Here is a 22,117-nt window from a genome sequence, read left to right on the forward strand (position 1 = left end):
ATGACTGAATTTGAGCTGATTGAGCACATATTCTTAAAGCTACAAGTTGATAGCGCCCTCGCCAATGGTAATCAGCACAGTATTGAAAAAGGTATTGGTGATGATGCTGCAGTGATGGCGCTACCGTTAGGGGCGCGCTTGGTCAGCTGTATTGATACCTTGGTACAAGGTCGGCATTTTAGTGCCGATTGGGCGGAAGTTAATAAGCTGGCATTTGCCATTGGTTATAAAGCGGTCGCGGTTAATGTATCCGACTTGGCTGCGATGGGTGCGACGCCGCATAGTATTTTGCTGGCATTGGCATTACCTGAGCGCCTTGCCAATGAGCAATGGCTGACCGAATTTGCTAACGGTTTATTTCACGCCTGTCAGTTATTTGGCGTGACGCTTATCGGTGGCGATACCACGCGCAATGAGTCGTTAATATTGAGTATTAGTGCGCAAGGATTATTAACTGCAAACACGCCAGCAGTGTACCGTTCAGGTGCACAAGTCGGTGATAAGGTGTATGTCTCAGGGACGCTTGGTGATGCCGCTTATGCGTTGCAGCATCCGGATAATGAGATTGGCGCTGAGCTTGCCCATCGCTTGCATATGCCAACCCCACGTATTCAATTGGGCGCAGCACTGGCAAAAATGGGCGCAACGGCAATGATTGATATCTCAGACGGGCTTTATCAAGATTTAGGTCATGTTTGCAAGCAAAGCGCTGTCAGTATGCGTCTTAACCTTGAGCAATTGCCAACCAGTAAGCCGTTATCTCGCGTTGATTTAGCCGAACGCTTACAGGGTCAATTAACGGGCGGTGATGATTACGAATTGGCATTTACCTTGCCTGCGCATCTTTTACCTCCAGTCAGCAACACTCCTGTGACTTGTATCGGTGAAGTGGTGGCGCTACATAACCCATCTTCTCTTAGCAACAATTCGCTGTCACTAACCCCTACTTTATTTTATCAAGGTCAAGCCGTCACGGCTCAACAACCTACTCCTTTTCCCATCTTCCCTACACTGACAGGCTATCAACATTTTACAGGCTAATATATGACTGATAATTTGATTAAACCCGATATCCGCAAAGCCAATGATTGCCCGCCACTACCCGCCCATGCTAGCGGGTTGGATCGTATCGTCTATTGGCTCGGTATTGGTTTGGGTAGTGGCTTACCGCGTCGTGCGCCGGGGACTTGGGGTTCAGTTGGCGGCTTAATCGCTGCTATTCTACTGATGAGCTTGGGATTTGTACCGTTTTTCATCATCACGATTTTATCTTGTGTCATTGGCGTTTGGATTTGCGGTCGAACTTCTGACCTAATGGGCGGTCATGATAATCCGCATATTGTTTGGGATGAATGGGCGGGCATATGGATTACCTTGTTACCATTTTCTTATCTTGGCTTTGCTCAGGATGGTTTTTGGCAAAACATATCGCAACCGGTAGCCATGCTAGGGCTCATTAGCGCTTTTATTTTATTTCGCTTTTTTGACATTGTTAAGCCGCCACCGATTGGCTGGGCGGATAAAAAGGTGGCGGGTGGTTTAGGTATTATGCTCGATGATATCATCGCCGGTATCATGGCAGGGGCGGTATGGATAGTGGTTATATTAGCCATGCGCTTATAGAAATGTAAACAATTCTATGACAATGATTGAGTATATTTTCTCTCAACATTTGCGCTATAATTGTAGGCAATTATTGTAATAATTTTCGATTAACAGTTTTCCTATTTTTAAAATTAAGGCTGTTAATAATTATAACTTCTTGATTGTAGAGCTTTTATGACATCTTCACTTTCCGTCATTATACTTGCAGCTGGTAAAGGCACACGTATGCAGTCGGCTAAGCCGAAAGTATTACAAACCTTAGCAGGCAAACCCTTACTTGGTCATGTACTAGATACTTGTCAACAACTTACTGTGGATGAAACTATTGTCGTTTATGGCTTTGGTGGCGAACAAGTACAAACAGTCATCGATAATCAGTATGCGCATTTACCGATTACTTGGGTGGCGCAGACTGAACAACTAGGAACTGGTCACGCTGTAAAAATGGCTTTGTCACAGTTGCCAGCCGAGGGTCAAAGCTTAATTTTATATGGTGATGTGCCTTTAGTTAGTGGTCAAACGTTGGCAGCATTACAAAGCGCGAATACTGCAGGTATGTCGATGCTCACGTTAACTGTAAATGAGCCGTTTGGCTTGGGTCGCATTAAGCGCAACGAGATTGGTGATATCGTCGCTATCGTTGAGCAAAAAGATGCCAGCAGTGACGAGCAACAAATCACCGAAATTAATAGCGGTATCTATTGCGTCGATAATGCGTTATTGCATAAATATTTGCCTGAATTGTCCAATGACAACGCCCAACAAGAATACTATTTGACCGATATCGTTAAAATGGCAGTTGCTGATGGCATTACTATTGCCGCTATTGAACCTGAGCATGCGTTTGAGATTGAAGGTGTGAATAATCGGCAACAGCTTGCCAATTTAGAACGCTCATGGCAAAGTAAACTGGTTGCTGATTTACAAGTGGCAGGCGTACAGTTTGCAGACCCTACACGGGTTGATATTCGCGGCAGCTTAAACGCGGGACAAGATGTCTTTATTGACGTAAACGTTGTGTTTGAAGGAGATTGCACCCTTGGCGATAACGTGTATATCGAAGCCGGTTGTGTGATTAAAAATGCTCATATTGGTAATGCCTGCTATATCAAACCATATTGCGTGATTGATAACACCACGATTGGGGCTGGCGTGGATATTGGACCTTTTGCACATTTGCGCCCTGATACAATACTTGCTGATAACAGTAAGGTAGGTAATTTTGTCGAGATTAAAAAATCAACCATTGGTAAAGGTAGCAAGGTCAATCATCTGAGCTATATTGGTGATGCGACTGTTGGTACTGGCGTGAATATTGGTGCAGGAACAATTACCTGTAATTACGACGGCATAAATAAATCGCAAACTATTATTGAAGATAATGTTTTTGTGGGTTCTAATTCAAGCTTAGTCGCGCCAGTAACCATTAATAACACAGCAACCATTGCGGCAGGTTCAGTGATTACTAAAGATGTTGATGCCCACTCTCTTGCATTTGGTCGTGCCAGACAAACGGCTAAAAGCAGCTATGTGCGCCCAACTAAAACTCAGAAATAGTCAGTTATCGTCAGAAATATTTAAAAAACCATAAGCGGCGCGGCAATTCTTTTGTGGTGCTGCTTATTGCTATTAGTGAGCTGAGAATATTAGCTCAACATTTATTTAATGAGTGCGCAGTTATATACTCATTTATATCATAGAATATATTTTAATTTAAGGGTTAGCCATGTGTGGAATAGTCGGCGCAGTTGCTGAGCGTAATATTGCCAATATCTTACTTGAAGGTTTAAAACGTCTTGAATATCGAGGTTATGATTCGGCGGGTCTGACCGTCATCCGTGATGGCGAGCTCCATCGTGAGCGCCAAGTGGGTAAAGTGCAAGCATTGGTCGATGCGGTTGCAGTAAACCCAGAATTTTTTGATGGGCATATCGGTATTGCACATACACGCTGGGCAACCCATGGCGAGCCTGCACAACGCAATGCGCATCCGCACGTGTCTGGGAAAATTGCGGTAGTACATAACGGTATTGTCGAAAACTATGCTGAGCTTAAAGAAGAGCTGATTGCCAAAGGCTATGAATTCACTTCGCAAACCGATACTGAAGTGGTCGCCCATTTAATCAATGATCTTTATAAGCAAACGCCTGATTTATTAGAAGCCGTTCGTGCCGTTATCCCACTACTACATGGTGCCTTTGCTCTCGGTATTATTCATGTCGATAGCCCTGAAGAACTGATTACTGTTCGTCTTGGCTCACCGTTGGTGATTGGCGTGGGTATTGGGGAGAATTTTATTGCCTCAGATCAGTTGGCACTGCTACCAGTGACCAATCGCTTCATGTATTTAGAAGAAGGTGATATTGCCAAATTAACACGCAACAGCATTACTGTCTACGCTGATGGCGTTGAAGTCAGCCGTCAAATTCACGAAATTGATGCCAAGCAGTACAACGCGGATAAAGGCGAATTTAAGCATTATATGCTCAAAGAAATCTATGAGCAGCCAGATGCGGTTGCGCGCACCCTTGAAATGGCAATTGATAATGCTGAGACATCAAAACTACGCGATGACTTTTTACAACGTCACGAGACTCAACTTGCAGCTATTCGTAACGTACAAGTGATTGCGTGTGGCACCAGTTATCATGCAGGTATGGTTGCCAAATACTGGTTTGAAAATCTGACGCGTCTACCCTGTTCTGTTGAAGTAGCCAGTGAGTTTCGCTATCGCAATCCCGTTGTGGTCGATAACTCGCTCGTAATTTGCATTTCTCAATCGGGCGAAACGGCGGATACTTTATCGGCATTACGTGATACACAAAAGCAAAATCCAGCAGGATTGGTTAGCTTAGCACTCTGTAATGTGCCAACGTCATCGTTAGTGCGCGAAACCGATATTTTCTTACCAACGCTTGCCGGTCCTGAGATTGGCGTGGCTTCAACGAAAGCCTTTACCACTCAGCTTGCCGCCTTAATGCTATTGGTACTCAAAATCGGTGTGACTCAATCTCGTATTGATAATCAACGTTTAACGACTTTACTTGGTGAGCTACAGAAACTGCCGGGTCAACTTTATGCCAGCTTACATCTTGATGCTGATATCAAAGCGATGAGTGAAAGCTTTGAAGATAAAAAAAGCTGTCTATTTTTAGGTCGTGGCCTCCAGTTTCCAATCGCCCTAGAAGGCGCGTTGAAACTGAAAGAAATCTCCTATATTCATGCTGAAGGCTACGCGGCAGGCGAGCTAAAACATGGTCCTTTAGCGTTGGTTGATAAAGACATGCCAATCGTCGTACTGGCGCCAAAAGACAGCATGTTTGATAAGCTTAAAGCCAATATGCAAGAAGTCCATGCCCGCCACGGTGAGCTATTCATCTTTGCTAGTGAATCGAGCAAAATGCTTGCCGAAGAGCGTATGCATGTGGTGTATGTGCCTGATGTTTGTGAAACGCTAGCGCCAATCGTTTACAGTGTGCCAGTGCAACTGTTGTCATATCATGTGGCAGTGATGCGTGGTACCGATGTCGATCAGCCACGTAACCTCGCAAAATCGGTGACGGTCGAATAATTTTACTGACTATTTAACATGACGCTAAAATGCCGAAACTTATCACCATAAGTTTCGGCATTTTTTATGGTCGCTCATAAATCTTATCAGCCAATAACTGCAAATAACAACTACTGTCTAACCGCTTCAATCTGAATATTTAACGTTACTTTTTCCGTAATACCTAACAAGGTATATTTACGAATATCCCACTTCCTGCGATCAATCGTCGTCGTAAAATCACCACCACACACTGTTTTTTTGACGATAGGACTGAGGTAACAGTTAAATTTGGTTGCTGTTAAAGTGACTGGGTTCGTCTTTCCATGTAACGTCAGTAGACCATCCACTTTTGTGACACCTGAGCGACCTTTATCATTGGAGAAATGCCACTGCGTAGACACAAAAGACGCTAACGGAAATTGGATAATATCAAAGAAGTCAGCACTGGCTAAATTGATATCAAACGCTTTATTTCCCGTCCTTAAGGTGTTCATCGGAATAATAAGTGAGACATTGCCGGTCTGCGCACGCTTATCATATTCTAACTGTCCGGTTAAATGGTAAAAGCCGCCAGTATTAGTTGAGGTTTTGAAGTGATCAATAGCAAAAAGTACGTTAGAGTTATTAGGCTCAAGTAAATAGATAGCAGCATGACTACTAACGATGCTACCTGTCAGCAATAACAGCGCCGCTAACCGCTTTTGATAAAGTGATGTTGTTCGACTAAATGAAAAATAGCTCATAACGACATTCCTTTGTAGAGGAACTTAAGGATGCAGACATAGTCATAAATACCGTTATTCCTGGACAAAAATGCAAACCGCCTTAACACCTAAATCACGTCCGTTGTGATGACAGTATCGATCTATAGATAGTGCTCATAACGTCGTCATTAATCAATGTATATATAACTTTTAAACGGTAAGGCAAAAAAGGAAGACCGTTACTTTATTTTTAATCTTCTTTAAACTTATAATTTTCAGTGATTGCCTTAGTGGATTATGAAAATTAACCCGCTATTAATGCTATGAATCTTTTGCCACGGACTTATCTTTACCATGCGGAACAAGCCATTTAGCAAACCAGTTAGACACATCGTCCATCAAGGTATATACCACTGGAATCACCACCAAACTTAATAAGGTTGACGTGACTAAACCGCCTAATACAGCTGCCGCCATTGGACGGCGGAAAGTAGGATCTGCTTCGCCCCAACCAAAAACCAGTGGTAACATGCCAGCGCCCATGGCAATGGTGGTCATAATGATCGGACGCGCACGCTTATGGCAGGAGTCAATAATAGCGTCAAAACGGGCTAGCCCGCGCCGCTGAGCTATTAGCGCATAATCGACCAGTAAAATAGAGTTTTTAGTAGCGATACCCATCAGCATAATAAAGCCAATCATCGACGGCATCGATAAGCTACTCTTGGTAAGTACCAAGCCCACAAAGGCGCCACCGATTGATAATGGCAATGCCATAAGAATCGTAAAGGGTTGCAACAAGCGTCCGAATAGCAAGATTAACACCCCTAAAATACAGACAATACCGACTGACATAGCAATGACAAAACCGCTAAACAGTTCTGCCATATTTTCCGCTTGTCCTTGTTCAATGATGGTAATGGATGCTGGCAATTTTTGCATTGTCGGGGTGTTTTTGACGGCTTTCACCAATTCGCCAAGCTCTCCATTTGCCGGTTGCACGGTAATACTGATAGCACGCTCGCGATCTAGGCGACTGATTTGTGCAGGACCTGTGCCGAAGTCGAGCGCGGCGACTTCACCGACGCGTACACCTTGTCCGGCTGGGCGCGCGCTTGGCACGTACAGACCTTCGAGTTGGTTGACGCTTTGTTTCGCCACATCCGGTAGCCGTACCACAATGGGTATTTGGCGGGTGTCCAGATTAAGTTTAGATAAGCGCTGCTCATAGTCGCCGACGGTGGCAATACGTAATGTGGTGGCGATATCTTGAGTAGTAACGCCTTTATCAGCCATTGCCAGTCTATCAGGCGTCACTGTCAATTCTTGGCGCGGTAAACTACGATCGCTAGTAACTGCACCTGCGATAGGTAAGGCGCGAATATCAGTCATGATTTTTTGGACGGTCTGTTCGAGCACTTGTGGATTGGTACTGGTCAAGGAGAAGTTATAGCCAGTCTCGCCGCCACTAGATAAGCCAACGGTAAAGCGCGCACTTGGTACATCTGCCAATATGGCGCTAATGCGCTGTTCAATCTCTTGCTTAGAGCCACGCTCTTTTCTGGGAACAAGCACTATATCTAAACCTGCGATATTTTTTGCCTTCCCACCACTCGAATCTGAACCCATTGACGCTTGCCCTTCGCCAACTGCCGTAAATATATGGGTGACCTCAGGCAATGTCATGATACGCGCACTTGCCAGTGCGGCGACGCGCTCCGTATCGGCAAGCTCAACATCAGGCGTCATCTCAATCGCCACACGGGTTTGGTCAATATCATTATCAGGAATAAAAGCAGTGGGTAGCAGTTTGACCAAGCCTAGTGATGCCACAAATAATACCAAAGTAGCGCCCATCGTTAGCCAACGATGATGTAACGTCCACGTGACCATTTTCAGATACCACGTCATTAGGCGGCTTTGTTTTTCAACATATTTTTTCTCTGGACGCAAAACATAAGCTGCCATCATCGGCGTAATCAAACGCGCCACCATTAATGAGGCAAAAATCGAAAGCGCTGCTGTCCAACCGAACTGACGGAAAAACTGCCCAACAATCCCACCCATAAATGCGGTTGGTAAAAATACCGCAATTAAAGTAAAAGTGGTGGCAACAACAGCAAGCCCAATCTCATCAGCGGCTTCCATCGCCGCTTCATAAGGCGTCTTGCCCATCCGCAGATGGCGCATGATATTTTCGACTTCAACAATCGCATCATCAACCAGTACCCCAATAACCAATGATAATGCCAATAACGAGATAATATTCAGACTAAAATCGAACAGATACATCCCTAAAAAGGTAGGAATAATGGATAACGGCAAGGCAACAGCGGTAACAATGGTCGCACGAATATTGCGCAAAAATAAAAACACTACAATAACGGCTAAGATACCGCCTTCAATCAGCATCCGTAATGATGCTTGATAATCCTCAGCAATCGGGGTGGCGCGATCATAAACTTTATCAACTTTGATATTGCTCATGTCTTTATTTAATTGCACCAACGCGTCATCAACCCGCGCCATGACTTCAACCTCACTAGCACCGCGCGTACGTGTGATGTTAAATGCCACCACCGTTTTGCTATCAAGCTTAGCGATAGAACTGGGATCAGCCGCGCCATCGGTCACTTGCGCTATCTGCCCTAGTGTCTGCGTACCACCAGTCGGCACGTTGATTTGCAACTCATTGAGTTCACGCGCCCGCTCGACTGCGCCTAAAACTCGAATCGTCTGCGTGGTATTACCAACTTTTGCCTCACCACCTGAGCTATCTTGTTGAATGCCTACAATTTGCTGCGACAGCTGCGCAATAGAAAGTTGCAAACCGCTCATCACAATGGGATCAGCTGCCACGGTAATTTGCCGTTCCAAGCCACCGATACGGCTAATCGCACCTACCCCTTGGATATCAGATAGGCGCTTGGTAATCGTGTCATCGACGAACCAAGATAAATCCTCCACGCTCATATTATCGGCAGTGACTGAATAGGTAACGACCGGAAATCCCGAGGTGGAGACTTTAGTAATAATCGGGTCATTAGCCGCAGCAGGCAAATCACCACGCACCTCACCGACGGCGGAACGCACATCATCGACCGCTTCTTGAATGTCTTTATCTAACACAAATTCGGTCACAATGGTCGCCGCGCCAGTTTGGAGCGTACTGCGAATATGCTTAATTCCGGTAATACTGGTCAGCCTATTTTCAATCTTTTTTGCCACGTCATTTTCTAATTGCGACGGCGCGGCACCGGGTAACGTCACGGTTACCACGACCGCTGGCAAATCGATATCAGGGAACTGTTGGACTTTCATTTGCCGAAAGCCAAACAATCCGCCCATTGTCAATAAGACAAACAGTAAAATGGCAACCAGTGGATTCCGAATTGAATAAGCCGACACATTTAAATTCATGGGCGTGCCTGCGTCGCTGGGCTATCGACAACGCGTACCAAGTCACCATCGTTTAAGAAGCTGCCACCTTGTTTCACCACTTTACTGTCAACGGGTATCGGTTCTTTAATAGTGACATTATCGCCTACACGGTCGCCAAGGGTGACGCGCAGCTGCTTGATACGCCCGATGTTTTTAGCATTTTCATTTTTAGCAGTCTGGGTTTTAGCATTGTTGGTATTGTCGTTTTTGGTAGTGTCATTTTCGGTTTTGATATCCGTTACCAGCATCACATAATCGTAGCCATCATTACTGACAATGGCACTATTGGGTACGACCTGTTTACTAGCACTACCCAATTGGAATTCGCCCGATTGATACATGCCTGCGCGCGCAGCAGAATTGGCAACTAAACTGGCATAAATCGTAATTTGGCGATTATTATCCGCTGTCGGTGCGATTCGGCTGACCTCACCCATCACCGATTGATTTTTCGGTAAGCTCACTTTAACCGGCGTACCCACTTTCACCTCGCCAATAAGTTTGGGGTCAATAGACGCTTGCCATTCTAAAATGCCATCTTTAATAATCGTAAAGAGAGGGTCGCTACCCGCAACCATGCCTACGTCAGCCAGTTTTTCACTGATCACGCCACTAACGGGGGCGACCACATTGGCATTGCTCAAGTTCAATCGCTGCGTATTCAGGCGTGCTTTTGCCGCGTCTAAGGATGCCTCCGCTTGTAATTTATTGGTGCGGTAACGGTCAGCTTCTTGTTTACTAATGGCATCAATATCGAGGAGCGGTAACACGCGCGCGGCATCCGTACGTGCATTAGCAAGGGTCGCCTCGGCTTCTGACACATCGGCTTGCGCTTGCAGAACTTGCTGCTGCAACGCAGCGGTATCGAATACGGCAAGTACTTGACCAGCTTTGACCGACTGACCTGCCTCCACTAAGATACGCTCGATTGCCACGCCATTGACCTTACCACTGACAGTAGCAATATCTTTGGCACTAATCGTCCCGTCCGCGCTTAAGGTATTGCCAATATTATCTTGGCTTGGCTGTATCGTTTCCACGGATAATACGGTCTGTTCAGGAGTGTCAGCAGTCGCACTGGCATCCTTGTTCTGCGTACTACTCACACCGTTTACCGCAAGTGGCGCATCTGTTACCGCAGCATCCTTACTGCCCCAATATTTACCCAATAATACGCCCACGACTAGTACGGCAACGATGACAGGTATCAGCCACAGCGGATATTTTGACGATGACTTATTTATGCTGGCATCAGGCTGGCGATAAGGTGGCAGCTCATTTTCAGGCGGTAACTCAGTTCCATGCGTTCGCTCAGGGTTAGAATCTTGCTGAGCTTTGGGGTTTTTCTGAATATTGGGATCTTGAAAGTCACTCATAATGGGTCTCTATAGTTGAGCGCAACAATTAAAGTTAAATCATAAAAATTAAATAATTACCGCTGTCAGTTATTATATTTTGAATGCATAAAAAGTTTAATGGGTCAAATTAAGCATTGGTATAACGGCTTGCCTCTGGCATCCAACGCTGAATAAGTTGGCTGACATCAGCTTTACGCTCAGGATTACTGATAATGTGTCTTGCCAGTCGCTGCGCTATCGCAAACAACTGCTCATCCCGAATCAGGTCGGCTAAATAATAGCCAATATTACCTGTTTGCCGTTTGCCTAATAGCTCGCCCGGACCGCGTAGCTCTAAGTCTTTTTGGGCAATGACAAAACCGTCGGTACTTTCACGCAGCACATTAAGTCGTTCCGTGCCAGTTTCTGATAATGGGGTTTGATATAGCAACACACAATAGCTTTTAGTTGAGCCACGCCCGACACGACCACGTAATTGATGCAATTGCGACAATCCCAACCGTTCGGCATTTTCAATAACCATTAACGAGGCATTTGGCACATCAACACCAACTTCAATTACCGTAGTGGCAATTAATAAATCCAATTGTCCTGCTTTAAAGGCTTGCATCACAGCTTGTTTATCAGCGGCTTTCATTTTGCCATGGACTAAGCCAATACGAATATCTAAGCGCTCATTTAAATCTTCGTAAGTGGCTTCAGCCGCCTGCGCATCTAAGGCGGTCGATTCCTCTACCAACGAGCACACCCAATACCCTTGCCTGCCTGCGGCACAATTCACCGCGATACGTTCAATAACTTCATCACGGCGATTGCGGTCAATGGTGACGGTGGTAATCGGGGTGCGTCCCGGTGGCAATTCATCAATAATGGACGTATCCATATCACCGTAGACACTCATTGCCAGCGTGCGCGGAATCGGTGTTGCGGTCATAATCAGCTGATGGGGCGTGCTGCCCGTGACGCCTTTATTGGTCAACGCCATCCGTTGTTCAACGCCAAATCGGTGCTGCTCATCAATAATAACTAAGCCCAATTTGGCAAATTGCACTTGCTCTTGAAACAGCGCATGGGTACCGACAACCACTTGCACGGTATTGTCGGCAACTTCCGTTAACGCTTCGCGGCGCTGTTTTGCTGTTTGCTTACCCGCTAACCAACCAACACCAATCCCCAATGGCTCAAACCATTGCTTAAAATTGGTTAAATGCTGCTCGGCTAATATCTCTGTCGGTGCCATGACGGCTACTTGCCAGCCACTATCAAGCGCAAATCCTGCTGCACCTGCCGCTACCAAGGTTTTACCCGCGCCCACATCACCTTGCACTAAGCGCAGCATGGGCACTGAGGTTGCCATATCAGCGGTGATATCCTGCATTACTCGAGTTTGCGCACCTGTTAAACTAAACGGCAAGGCAGCAAATAACTGCTCAGTCGTCGGACTTTGAGGGGCGCACTTTGGCGCTTTATGTTGATGTAACTGCTGGCGACGATACAATAGACTGAGCTGATGGGCGGTCAACTCTTCAATAATTAAACGCTGACAGGCGGCATGCGTACGCGCGCTTAACTGGGTTAATAAATGATATTGCTGCCCAGAATCGGTATAAGTGGGCGGGGTATGTAATAACACCAATGCCTCAAATATCGTTAAGTTATAAACGTTTTGAGCGGCTTGACTCTTTATTTCATCAGTTATTTCATCAAATTTTGAACAATCATAAGTAGAGGGATTGGCTTTTTGTACTTGGTTTTCCGTTACTTGGTTTTCCGTTACTTGGTTTTCCGGTACACGCTGAACTAGCGTAGAAAAAATATCTTCCGTTTCTAACTTATTATTTTCAGCAATTTTTGCTGTATTATTGAATGAATTAAAGGACACTAAAGGTAAATCGGCAACGGTCGCAAAATCCTCAGCGGTAAAGAGCGTCATTGGCAGACCTTGGCTACGAACCGTTTGCAATGCCAATTTAATTAAAGTACGCAGCTTATTTTGATGCAAGCCTTTTACCGTTGGATAAATCGGTTGCAGACCTGTATTGGTAACGGGTGCGCTATCTGTAAGGATTTGATATTCAGGATGATGTAGCTGTTTACCATAGCGGCTGACCTTGACCTCGCCGAACAGCTGCAAGCGCGTGCCTACACTCATTGATTGCAACAAACTGGGATAGACCTTAAAAAACCGCAGCCCAATCGTACCGCTACCATCATCGATAATCACCGTCATGCCGCTACTTTTATTATCAACATGCACGATACGCCCAACCATCAACGCCGCTTGCCCGTGCATCGTCTCACCAATCGCCACGATGCGACTGCGGTCTTCATAATCACGCGGCAAGTGCAACAATAAATCAAAAACTCGCACAATACCCATTTGCGCCAACTGCTCAGCAACTTTTGGTCCAACGCCTGCGAGTGCCGTTACAGGCATATCCAGCGACGACATTACTTGTCCCACTGTTCCATTGACAGAAGCAGTATCGAATAAAGTGGCGGATAAATGACTGGCAGATGTCGGCATTAAAAAGTCCTAACCCTATGATTGTTGGATATCTATTGTTAAGTGTTGTACTGCTAACATCCTTGCTATAGCTGTATAAAAATACTATAAAATGATAATAATCAACATACTACAAAAATAACACGTTCCAAACATTATAACTGACAAAGGTCTTGATTATGCTAAGTGATTTAGTAATGATGCGTCTCGATATTTAAGCGTTAATAACGTATCTCTGTTTCCTATATCTTCGATTTAATGTTCATCGACAAGGCTACTTTATGTCCGCTATTCTACTTAACCGCTTTATCAATCACTTTATTGACAACCCTGTTCAAAAACACCTACCTTTATCCTTATTACTACGTAGCAGTTTGGTTAGTGCTCTAGGTTTGCTAACCAATGCCTGTAATAGTATTCCCTCTGCTGCTCCTGTGCAAATTGCGCCTAAGCCTTATATTCCCAGTGTCGCTTTAGTGTTAGGTGGTGGCGGTGCGAAAGGTTTTGCTCATGTTGGCGTTATCAAAGCCCTAGAAGAAAGTGGCATTACTCCGACGTTGGTGGTCGGCACCAGTGTCGGCAGCTTAGTGGGTAGCCTTTATGCCAGTGGCTATACGGCAGCCCAGCTCGAACAATTGGCATTGACCACACCTGATAGCGCATTGACCGACTTTACCTTATCTAAGCAAGGTTTTATTGAAGGGATTAAACTTAAAAACTTTATCAATGCAAAAGTGGGTGGACGTCCGATAGAAGCCTTTCCTATCACATTTGCGGCAGTGGCGACTGAAAAAGAAAGTTTAACCAAAGCCGTTTTCACCGAAGGCGACGCGGGACTTGCGGTACAAGCCTCTTGTAGTATCCCTAATATCTTTATTGCCCCGCGTATTCCAGAACGCGTAGGCAAAAAATACGTTGATGGTGGCGTAGTGAGTCTAGTGCCTGTCGATAGCGCCCGTGATTTGGGCGCTGATATAATTATCGCCGTTGACGTGACTGATTCTAGCTCTAATTCTAATTCCGGTACTAAGGCGACTGCGCTTACTAATACTAAGCTACCTACTATCACCTCATTAAGTAGCTTTTGGGGCTTATTGGAATATAATTTAACGGCTAATTTTAATAGTAACTCAACCACGCCGCGTAAGCCTACCTCAAATGCTGAACGGCAACGCGCTGATATTGTCATTACCCCAAATGTTAGCCATATTAGCTCACTCGATACCAGCCAGCGCAAAGCCTTAATTAGTGCGGGCAGCCAAGCAACCACACCACAAATTACCTCCATCAAAAAATTAATTGCCGAGAAATCTACCAGTAAATACGCCGCGCTGTAGCAACTGTATCAAAGAAACGGCGGCTATAAAGGTCGCATAAAATGTCACGCATAAAAAACCCTCATAAATCGTATCCAATTTATGAGGGTTAGCTGAAATAATAATGTTTTTCTGACAACACTAAATCTCTTATTTTTAATCAGAAAAATAGCGACTGAAGTTATGAAGTAGTAAAGTCTAATTCAAACACTCTTGACGTGCCACTGACCTCGAATCCAACCAATAATAATGGCTTGCCTGATGGCGAGTCAGCTTTAGAGATAAACGTCAGACCTTCTGGACCCAAATCCCCATCGGCATTCGCGGCGGCAGTGCCTTTTTTAGCAGCTGCTAATTTGGCATCATCAAAGCTGCGCGTGTTAATTTCACCGAGCAATTTGACGTTCAGCGGATCCGTGACATCAAACGCCATAATGCTAGAAATGCGCTCAAGCCCTACAAAAGCAATGGTTTGCGCACCAACTCGACCTATCACGATACCTTCAGGCTCAATCCCTTTATTATTGCTGCGATTGTCGAAGTCATTTTTATCATTACTGGCGTTAAAGTTCTTCGGGTATTTATCCGCAACATATTTTTCCATCAAGCTGCCACTGTCATAAATGGGCGCACTCATATTGTCGGCATCCCAGATGCTAAAGGAGCGCGCACCAAAGCTGTATAAGGTGCCATAAACGCCCTGTTTATTGGCATCACCCATGACGGACGAAAAAGCCAATTTGCCCAGCGCTTTATCATTAACACAGTCGAACCCGTGACACGCTAGGGTATTATATTTACTGCCATCTACTTTTATATCTTTAATGCTTATCTCCTCATTAAAGCTACCCCACTCGCGGGCGTCACCTTCGTTAGCAGTCACGATATAATTTTTCTTACCAATAGAATAGGTGTCAATGGCGTCTGGCATATACATGCCCATCACAGGCCATGTGGTGATATTAATGCCGCCATCCTTATTGCTAACATCCAGCTCGTTACCGATTTTTGAATGGTCTTTAGCGCCGAGCGCTTTAATACTGGTCACAGTTGCACTGGCAATATCAATAAACGCAATGGCATTATTTTCTTGTAAGCTCACATAAGCCGTCTTGCCGTCTTCCGCCACTGTGATATATTCCGGCTCTAAATCTTCAGCAACACTGCTCATGGTGCCATCGGCTTTTTGCCCAAAAATACGCACACCAGAATCTATTAAAGATTGCTTTTGCGAATTATAAGCATCAAAGGTTGCGGTCATGACGATAGGACGGTTGACATCTGTTAAATTAATAATGCTCACTGAGCCTTCAGGATCGATTTGATACTGGTCATCCGGCTCGCCTTCATTGGCGACGAGCAATGTTTTACCATCGGGAGTAAAAGTGAGCATATCCGGTAACGCTCCAACTTCAATGCTGCTGATACGTGCCAACGTTTTGGCATCATATAACACTACGTAACCCTTATCGGTCTTTACATTGGCTTGCACGGCTAAAGCGACAATATCACCGTGCACCGCCACACTATTGACCGTGCTACCAATATCTGACACATCAAGCGACGTCACCAAGGTAGGATTATGGATATTTTTTAGATGTAATACATCCGCTTTTTTATTTTGCGCATTGACCACAAAAACGCGCTGAGTTGCTGGATGAAACGCAGTAATCTCAGCTGCAGATTCTTTAAAGCCACCATGCACATAACTGCCCGCAGGCACAAAAGTCACTTTAGAATAAATAACACTTTCGACAGGCTCTTGAACGACGCCTGAAACTATTTCATTGTTATTGTTATTGTTCTTTTTATCGTCATCAGCATTACAGGCAGTCAATGCCGTTATCGCTAGCATCGGTATCAACACCTTCATGCCAGCTCGGGTTAATGCATTCAATAATGTTCGGCGCATGGGGTTATTCATGTGGCTCTTCATGAGCAATATCCTTATTCATTTATTATTGTCGATAGCGTGTCACTATGATGCATAGCGTGTCGCGCTATCGTAGCGTATGAATATGAAAGTCCAATGACAACGATGCTTAGCTTATTAATCCATCCCATTTATGTTATGAGTTTTTAAAATACTGGCGCATAAAAAAAGCACTACAGTTATTAGCTGTAGTGCTTTTTTTGAAAAACTTAATAATAAATCTATTTCACGCGAGCGCGATATTTCACCATCACCGTCTCATTTAGACCAACACCGTCAATATCCCAACGCACCGCTTTGTAATACTTTAATGGCACTTCTTGCACTTTTCCATCGATATTAGCGCGTAATGGCATACGGGCAAAGGTATTGCCATCGGCACTGCCATAAGGGAAATCTGGCGCAAGATCACCTAGCATTTCAACTTGCTCAGGAATACTCATGGTGACCGTCATTTTACGCACCCGATCAGGATTAGTATTGGTAAATAGACCTTGATACTCTAAGATATTACCCGATTGCAAACGGGTATTGGCAGTGACCGGCACCAATAGCTCTTTACCATTGGCATCGACACTAATAAGCGCAGCCGTAATCTTGCTATTGACCGCTTGTACAGTTGAGCGACTGTTATTATCCGCTTGAACCGCGATTGTGCTACCCATTGCAGGCTCTGGAACAGGCAACATCGCCGAAGCTTGCGTGACTGCCATTGCACCAACCAAGGTACCGGCAACAACGTGAAACAAGCGGTGACCGCTCCAAGTGGCAAACGGATTGGCAAAATGGTTATTTTTTTTCATAATAATGGTTATTCCTAGTTAATGTGTCGATAAAAAGGTACTCAAAGAGAAGAACAATAGGATAGCCGAGCCTTGTGAATACGTGATTCACGTCAATACGTCATTAGCCACTTTTTAATTTTAAATAAATGAGTTTCAATGGGTCATGCTACGGCTAAAATGCTATGAAAACGACTACTGGGCAATATACTATATACAAGCCAGTCATATTTAGCATAGCAAAAAGACTTTATCGCTACACTAACGCCTTGTTGCGGTTATGTATATCCCTAAATCACTATAAATTGGCATTATTTTACCTAAAATAAAAAGATAGCTCATAACGACGTTTTTTGCTATGGTAAATCTTTAATGTTCGACAAATTTTTGTCACTCTTCTTCCTTTATTCTAACGATAATTGCTCCTATTATGACTACTAGCGCCATGCCCCAAATTAATCCTGAATACGTCCATTGGTTCCGCAACTCTGCGCCTTACATTAATACTCATCGCGGCAAGACGTTCGTGATTATGTTTGGTGGTGAAGCGGTCAAACACCCTAATTTTAGTACTCTGATTCATGACTTTGCGTTATTGCACAGTTTAGGTATCAATCTGGTATTGGTACACGGTGCACGCCCGCAAATTGAAAAAAATCTAATAGAAGCTGGCATTACTTCACCGTTACACCAAGATATTCGCGTGACGCCACGCGTTGCTATGCCGTCTATTCTGCAAGCGGTTGGCGCGATTCGTCTACAGCTTGAAGCGCAACTGTCTATGGGTTTAGCCAATTCACCGATGTATGGCTCACGTATTGATGCGGTTTCAGGTAACTTTGTTACCGCGCGTCCATATGGCATCCGTGATGGCGTTGACTATCAAATGACCGGTGAAGTACGTTCTATCGATGTTGATGCCATTAAAAATAACTTATTGCACAATCATATTGTGATTTTAGGCTCAATGGGCTATTCAGCAACGGGTGAGGTTTTTAACTTGCTCGCCGAAGATGTGGCACTTAGTGCAGCGGTGGCACTTGGCGCTGACAAGCTGATTTTGCTAGGCGAAGAAACGGGGATTAATGATAACGGTCGTTTATTGCGCGAAATGATTCCTAATGAAGTGGATCGTTTTTTACGTGGACGTGATTTGAATTGTGAGATTAATTATTTCTTACATTGTGCCAGTAGCGCCTGTCGTCAAGGGGTTCATCGCACGCATATCATCTCTTATGCCAAAGACGGCGCGTTGTTAGAAGAGCTATTCACCCGTGACGGTTCGGGCACTTTGATTAGTCACGACCCTTATGAAGAAATTCGCCGTGCCAATATTGATGATGTCGTCGGTCTTATTGAGTTGCTAAAACCACTTGAGGAACAAGGCATTTTAGTCGCCCGTTCACGCGAGCGTTTAGAGCAAGAAATTGAAAATTATAGCGTTATTGAACGTGATGGCATGATTTTGGGTTGTGCGTCACTCAATACCCTTGATGAGTTATCGGCAGAAGTCGCTTGCGTAGCCGTACATCCTGAATACCGTAGTGGTAGTCGTGGTGCTGATTTGCTGGCTTTTTTGGAGCAGCAAGCACGCAGTCATGGTCTGCATAAATTATTTGTGTTGACCACCCGTACCGCGCATTGGTTTGTCGAGCAAGGCTTTGTTGAAGTTGACGCCAGTGCCTTACCTGAAGCACGCCAGCAGCAATATCATAATGGTCGTAACTCTAAAGTGTTCCAAAAATTACTGTAATCTTCACGGTATCGCATTTTTTAGAATGTTAAACGATAAAAAGCCCTCATACCTAAATATGAGGGCTTTTTATCGTTTAAACCTTAAGCTATTAACCAATAATAAAAAATTGATTATTTTGCTTTCACTTTAAGTAGTTCAACAGTGAAGATAAGCGTGCTGTTTGGCTCAATACCGGCATTACCCGCTTCACCATAAGCAAGGTCTGATGGGATATAGAACTCGTACTTACCGCCTTCTTTCATCAACTGTAGACCTTCTGTCCAGCCAGCGATAACTTGGTTTAATGGGAACTCAATTGGCTCACCACGCTCATACGAGCTGTCAAATACCTTACCATCTAGCAATTTACCTTCGTAGTTCACTTCAACCACGTCAGTTGCTTTTGGCATTTTGCCTTTACCTTCAGTGATGACTTTATACTGCAAGCCAGACGCGGTAGTTTTTACGCCTGCTTTCTTGCCATTTTCAGCTAAGAATGCCGCACCTTTGGTTTTATTTTCGCCCGCTTTGCTTTGCATATCTTTCACGAATTTTTCTTCCTGTTCTTTTTGATAATCCATTAGTACTTTTTGCATTTGTTCTTGGGTCAATGCCGATTCTTTACCTTCATAGCCATCACGGAAACCTTTTTCAAAGGTATCTAGGTTTAAGTTTTCAACCGCGTCTTTATTACCTTCAGCCATCATAAAGCCCAAGCTGTAGCCCACTTTTTCAGCGGCTGGACTTTGCTCAGTCACTGCCACGCTTTTAGCCGCAGTTTCTTTATTGCCATTATTAGTGCTACAGCCCGTCGTCAATAACATGGCACTAGCCAGCGCACTAATCGTTAAGGTAGTGATTTTTTTCATAGAATATTCTCAAGTTGTCAAACACGTTATCAAAATAGTGGCGAGATGCCGCCTCCTCACCATAATAGCAAATCTTAGTTTTAGGAACCACGGTTGCGACGAAAATATCGGGCTAATGTACAATCTCTGTTAATGAGAACGACAAAAATAACAACTTATCACACAACTATAGTAAGAAGTTAAGCTTTCTATCTTTAATCATTCCAGTATATCCGCTAAGCTAACTAAGCTAAGATGATAAGTAACAGAATGTATATTTTTATCATCAGTCTTATCATTGACAGTCAAATAATTGCAGCAAAGTAAGCCATCTGCAATCTATCAGCTTATTGCTAGGTTGCCGCTTGGTGCCTTTGCTCTACCGTTGTACATATGGATATCTTTAACTAAAAAAATACTAATATTATTATTTATAACTATATATAGGTCAGAAAAATGAGATTACAGCTTTAACCGCTGCATAGTCTCAAAACTGATTTATCACACTTAAAGGAGGACAGGATGGACCCTACATATACATCATTCAACGGTTATCTTGGTGGACCTATCGGTTCTATTATCGGCGCTATACTAATTTTCATCATTGGTTGGTTGATTGCGCTTGGCATAGCGGCACTGGTACGCAATGTACTGGCTAAGATTAATGTCAATCAACGCATGAATTCAACCACAGGCAAAACCTATGATATCGAAGGCATCATCTCGAAGATTGTCTTCTGGTTTATCTTTGTGATTGCTATTTCAGGCGCACTTACCCAATTGAATTTAAATGCTATTTCAGCCCCATTTGCAAATATGGTGAATCAAGTCTTGGCATTTATTCCTAATCTTATTGGTGCTATTGCTGTTGGGGTTCTTGGTTGGGTCATTGCAACGGTTGCGCGTACTGCAATCAATGCCGCTCTCTCTAAAACGACAATGGACGAGCGTTTAAGCGCCCAAGCTGGCGTTAAACCGATGAGCAGCACGATTGCTGACATGGTTTATTGGTTTATTCTTTTAGTGGTATTGACCATGGTGTTGGGTCAGTTAGAGCTGAATGGCTTATTTGCCCCATTAACCAATATGGTTGATAAAATCTTTAGCTTTATCCCGAACATCCTGATTGCTGGTGTGGTCTTTGTGGTGGGTTATATCATCGCCAAAGTCGTACGCGGCATTGTGACCAACCTTGTTTCTACCTTTAATGTACAAGAGCTGGCATCTAAAGCAGGCTTAAGCGAAAAGAACAGCTTGCCTAATATTGCCGGTTCTTTAGCATTTTTAGTCGTTATCATTCCAACAATTATTGCCGCTTTAAATGCGCTAAAAATCGAAGTGATTGCGCGTCCTGCAACGAATATGCTGAACAAAATCATGGAAGCACTGCCAAATATCTTTATGGCAGCCGCAATCTTAATTGTGACGTATTATGTCATACGTATGGTTGCTAATATCATTAAAGGCTTAATCGAAAACACTGAAATCAACCAGTTGCCTGCTAAAGTTGGTCTACAAGAGACAATGGGTAACCAAAAGATTTCAGATTTAGTTGGTTACGCTATCGTGTTCTTTGCCATGTTATTTGCTGCGATTGCCGCTGCTGACTTACTTGGTTTTGAGCCTATTTCAGGCATCATTACGATGTTTATCGCCTTTGGTGCTAACATTATCCTTGGTGCGATTATTCTGTTTATCGGCTTTTGGCTTGCCAATATCATTGCTGGTGTTGTTGAACGCTCTGAAAAAGGCTCGCAGTTTTTAGCCAATATCGTACGTGTCTTAATCATGGGCTTAGTACTTGCCATGGGTCTAAAAGCAATGGGTATTGCAGACTCTATCGTTAACCTCGCATTTGGTCTAACCTTAGGTGCGGTTGCTGTAGCATTTGCTTTATCGTTTGGTCTTGGTGGTCAAGAAGCGGCCGCTCGTTTCTTACGCAAAATGCAAGATAAAATGGACGAAGAACGTACAGGTTTAAAAGTACAAACGACTCGTCATACCAAAACGACAACGAATACCACTGATAAAGTAGCTGAAGCGATTCGTGCAGCCACGCCGAGCACGGCAACAACGGGCACGACAACAACAAGCGCTACCGTAACAGGTACAACGCCAAATGTTTCAACTACCGATATCGTCGATACTTCTTCAGTGAATCAGTATGGCAAACTGACTGATAATGATTCTGAATAATTACGGTTAACTATTTTTCAGCATAAAAAAAGACAGCTTAGGCTGTCTTTTTTATTGATAATATTTAGAGGATTAATTTTTTAGCTCTGACGATGGCTTATATTTAATATTAAGCTAGGGTTTTTCAAACAAGAACAGAC

The 22,117-nt window shown here is 44.1% G+C and carries 14 protein-coding genes; 7 read left to right on the plus strand and 7 right to left on the minus strand.

Going from position 1 to position 22,117, the window contains the following annotated elements:
- The 4 genes from thiL (at nucleotide 1) to glmS (ending at nucleotide 5,176) form a co-directional block, all read left to right on the plus strand.
- Nucleotides 1-1,041: a thiamine-phosphate kinase gene (thiL, locus tag AOC03_RS05970; RefSeq protein WP_062534207.1), complete on the plus strand. Its 1,041-nt coding sequence runs from the start codon at nucleotides 1-3 to the stop codon at nucleotides 1,039-1,041.
- Nucleotides 1,042-1,044: 3 nt separating this feature from the next.
- A complete protein-coding gene (locus AOC03_RS05975) occupies nucleotides 1,045-1,623 on the plus strand; it encodes a phosphatidylglycerophosphatase A (RefSeq protein WP_062534209.1) in 579 nt (192 codons plus the stop codon).
- A 156-nt stretch (nucleotides 1,624-1,779) separates the two neighbouring features.
- Entirely contained in the window at nucleotides 1,780-3,162 is a 1,383-nt protein-coding gene (glmU, locus tag AOC03_RS05980) for a bifunctional UDP-N-acetylglucosamine diphosphorylase/glucosamine-1-phosphate N-acetyltransferase GlmU (RefSeq protein WP_062534211.1), read from the plus strand.
- 169 nt (nucleotides 3,163-3,331) lie between these two features.
- A complete protein-coding gene (gene glmS, locus AOC03_RS05985; protein ID WP_062534213.1) occupies nucleotides 3,332-5,176 on the plus strand; it encodes a glutamine--fructose-6-phosphate transaminase (isomerizing) in 1,845 nt (614 codons plus the stop codon).
- Nucleotides 5,177-5,286: 110 nt separating this feature from the next.
- On the opposite strand, the gene AOC03_RS05990 is transcribed toward glmS, so the two are convergent.
- From AOC03_RS05990 to recG, 4 genes are all read right to left on the minus strand, one after another.
- Nucleotides 5,287-5,901: a YceI family protein gene (locus tag AOC03_RS05990; RefSeq protein WP_062534215.1), complete on the minus strand. Its 615-nt coding sequence runs from the start codon at nucleotides 5,899-5,901 to the stop codon at nucleotides 5,287-5,289.
- A gap of 282 nt (nucleotides 5,902-6,183) precedes the next feature.
- Nucleotides 6,184-9,282 (minus strand): efflux RND transporter permease subunit, encoded by a 3,099-nt coding sequence (locus AOC03_RS05995; protein WP_062534217.1) that lies wholly within the window; start codon nucleotides 9,280-9,282, stop codon nucleotides 6,184-6,186.
- Nucleotides 9,279-10,679, minus strand: coding sequence for an efflux RND transporter periplasmic adaptor subunit (locus AOC03_RS06000; RefSeq protein ID WP_084785788.1), 1,401 nt, complete (start codon nucleotides 10,677-10,679; stop codon nucleotides 9,279-9,281). Before AOC03_RS06000 ends, AOC03_RS05995 begins: the two co-directional genes overlap by 4 nt.
- 109 nt (nucleotides 10,680-10,788) lie before the next feature.
- Nucleotides 10,789-13,188, minus strand: a complete 2,400-nt coding sequence (gene recG / locus AOC03_RS06005) for an ATP-dependent DNA helicase RecG (RefSeq protein ID WP_062534220.1) — start codon at nucleotides 13,186-13,188, stop codon at nucleotides 10,789-10,791.
- A gap of 260 nt (nucleotides 13,189-13,448) precedes the next feature.
- Here recG and AOC03_RS06010 point away from each other — a divergent pair, with 260 nt between their 5' ends.
- A complete protein-coding gene (locus AOC03_RS06010; protein WP_062534223.1) occupies nucleotides 13,449-14,504 on the plus strand; it encodes a patatin-like phospholipase family protein in 1,056 nt (351 codons plus the stop codon).
- Nucleotides 14,505-14,664: 160 nt separating this feature from the next.
- Here the strand turns inward: AOC03_RS06010 and AOC03_RS06015 are convergent, their stop codons facing one another.
- Nucleotides 14,665-16,419 (minus strand): choice-of-anchor I family protein, encoded by a 1,755-nt coding sequence (locus AOC03_RS06015; protein WP_227514297.1) that lies wholly within the window; start codon nucleotides 16,417-16,419, stop codon nucleotides 14,665-14,667.
- 218 nt (nucleotides 16,420-16,637) lie between these two features.
- Nucleotides 16,638-17,219 (minus strand): hypothetical protein, encoded by a 582-nt coding sequence (locus tag AOC03_RS06020; RefSeq protein ID WP_062534227.1) that lies wholly within the window; start codon nucleotides 17,217-17,219, stop codon nucleotides 16,638-16,640.
- Nucleotides 17,220-17,628: 409 nt separating this feature from the next.
- Between AOC03_RS06020 and argA the strand changes: the two genes are divergently transcribed.
- Nucleotides 17,629-18,951 carry an amino-acid N-acetyltransferase gene (argA, locus tag AOC03_RS06025; protein ID WP_062534229.1) on the plus strand — a complete coding sequence of 441 codons (1,323 nt, stop codon included), beginning with the start codon at nucleotides 17,629-17,631 and terminating at the stop codon, nucleotides 18,949-18,951.
- Nucleotides 18,952-19,064: 113 nt separating this feature from the next.
- On the opposite strand, the gene AOC03_RS06030 is transcribed toward argA, so the two are convergent.
- Nucleotides 19,065-19,802: an FKBP-type peptidyl-prolyl cis-trans isomerase gene (locus AOC03_RS06030; protein WP_062534231.1), complete on the minus strand. Its 738-nt coding sequence runs from the start codon at nucleotides 19,800-19,802 to the stop codon at nucleotides 19,065-19,067.
- 501 nt (nucleotides 19,803-20,303) lie between these two features.
- On the opposite strand from AOC03_RS06030, the gene AOC03_RS06035 reads away from it, so the two are divergent.
- The gene (locus tag AOC03_RS06035) at nucleotides 20,304-21,977 is read left to right on the plus strand and encodes a mechanosensitive ion channel (RefSeq protein ID WP_062534233.1); all 1,674 of its coding nucleotides are present in this window, start codon (nucleotides 20,304-20,306) and stop codon (nucleotides 21,975-21,977) included.
- Nucleotides 21,978-22,117: the final 140 nt, after the last annotated feature.

The sequence above is a fragment of the Psychrobacter urativorans genome, assembly GCF_001298525.1.
GTDB classification, from domain to species: domain Bacteria; phylum Pseudomonadota; class Gammaproteobacteria; order Pseudomonadales; family Moraxellaceae; genus Psychrobacter; species Psychrobacter urativorans_A.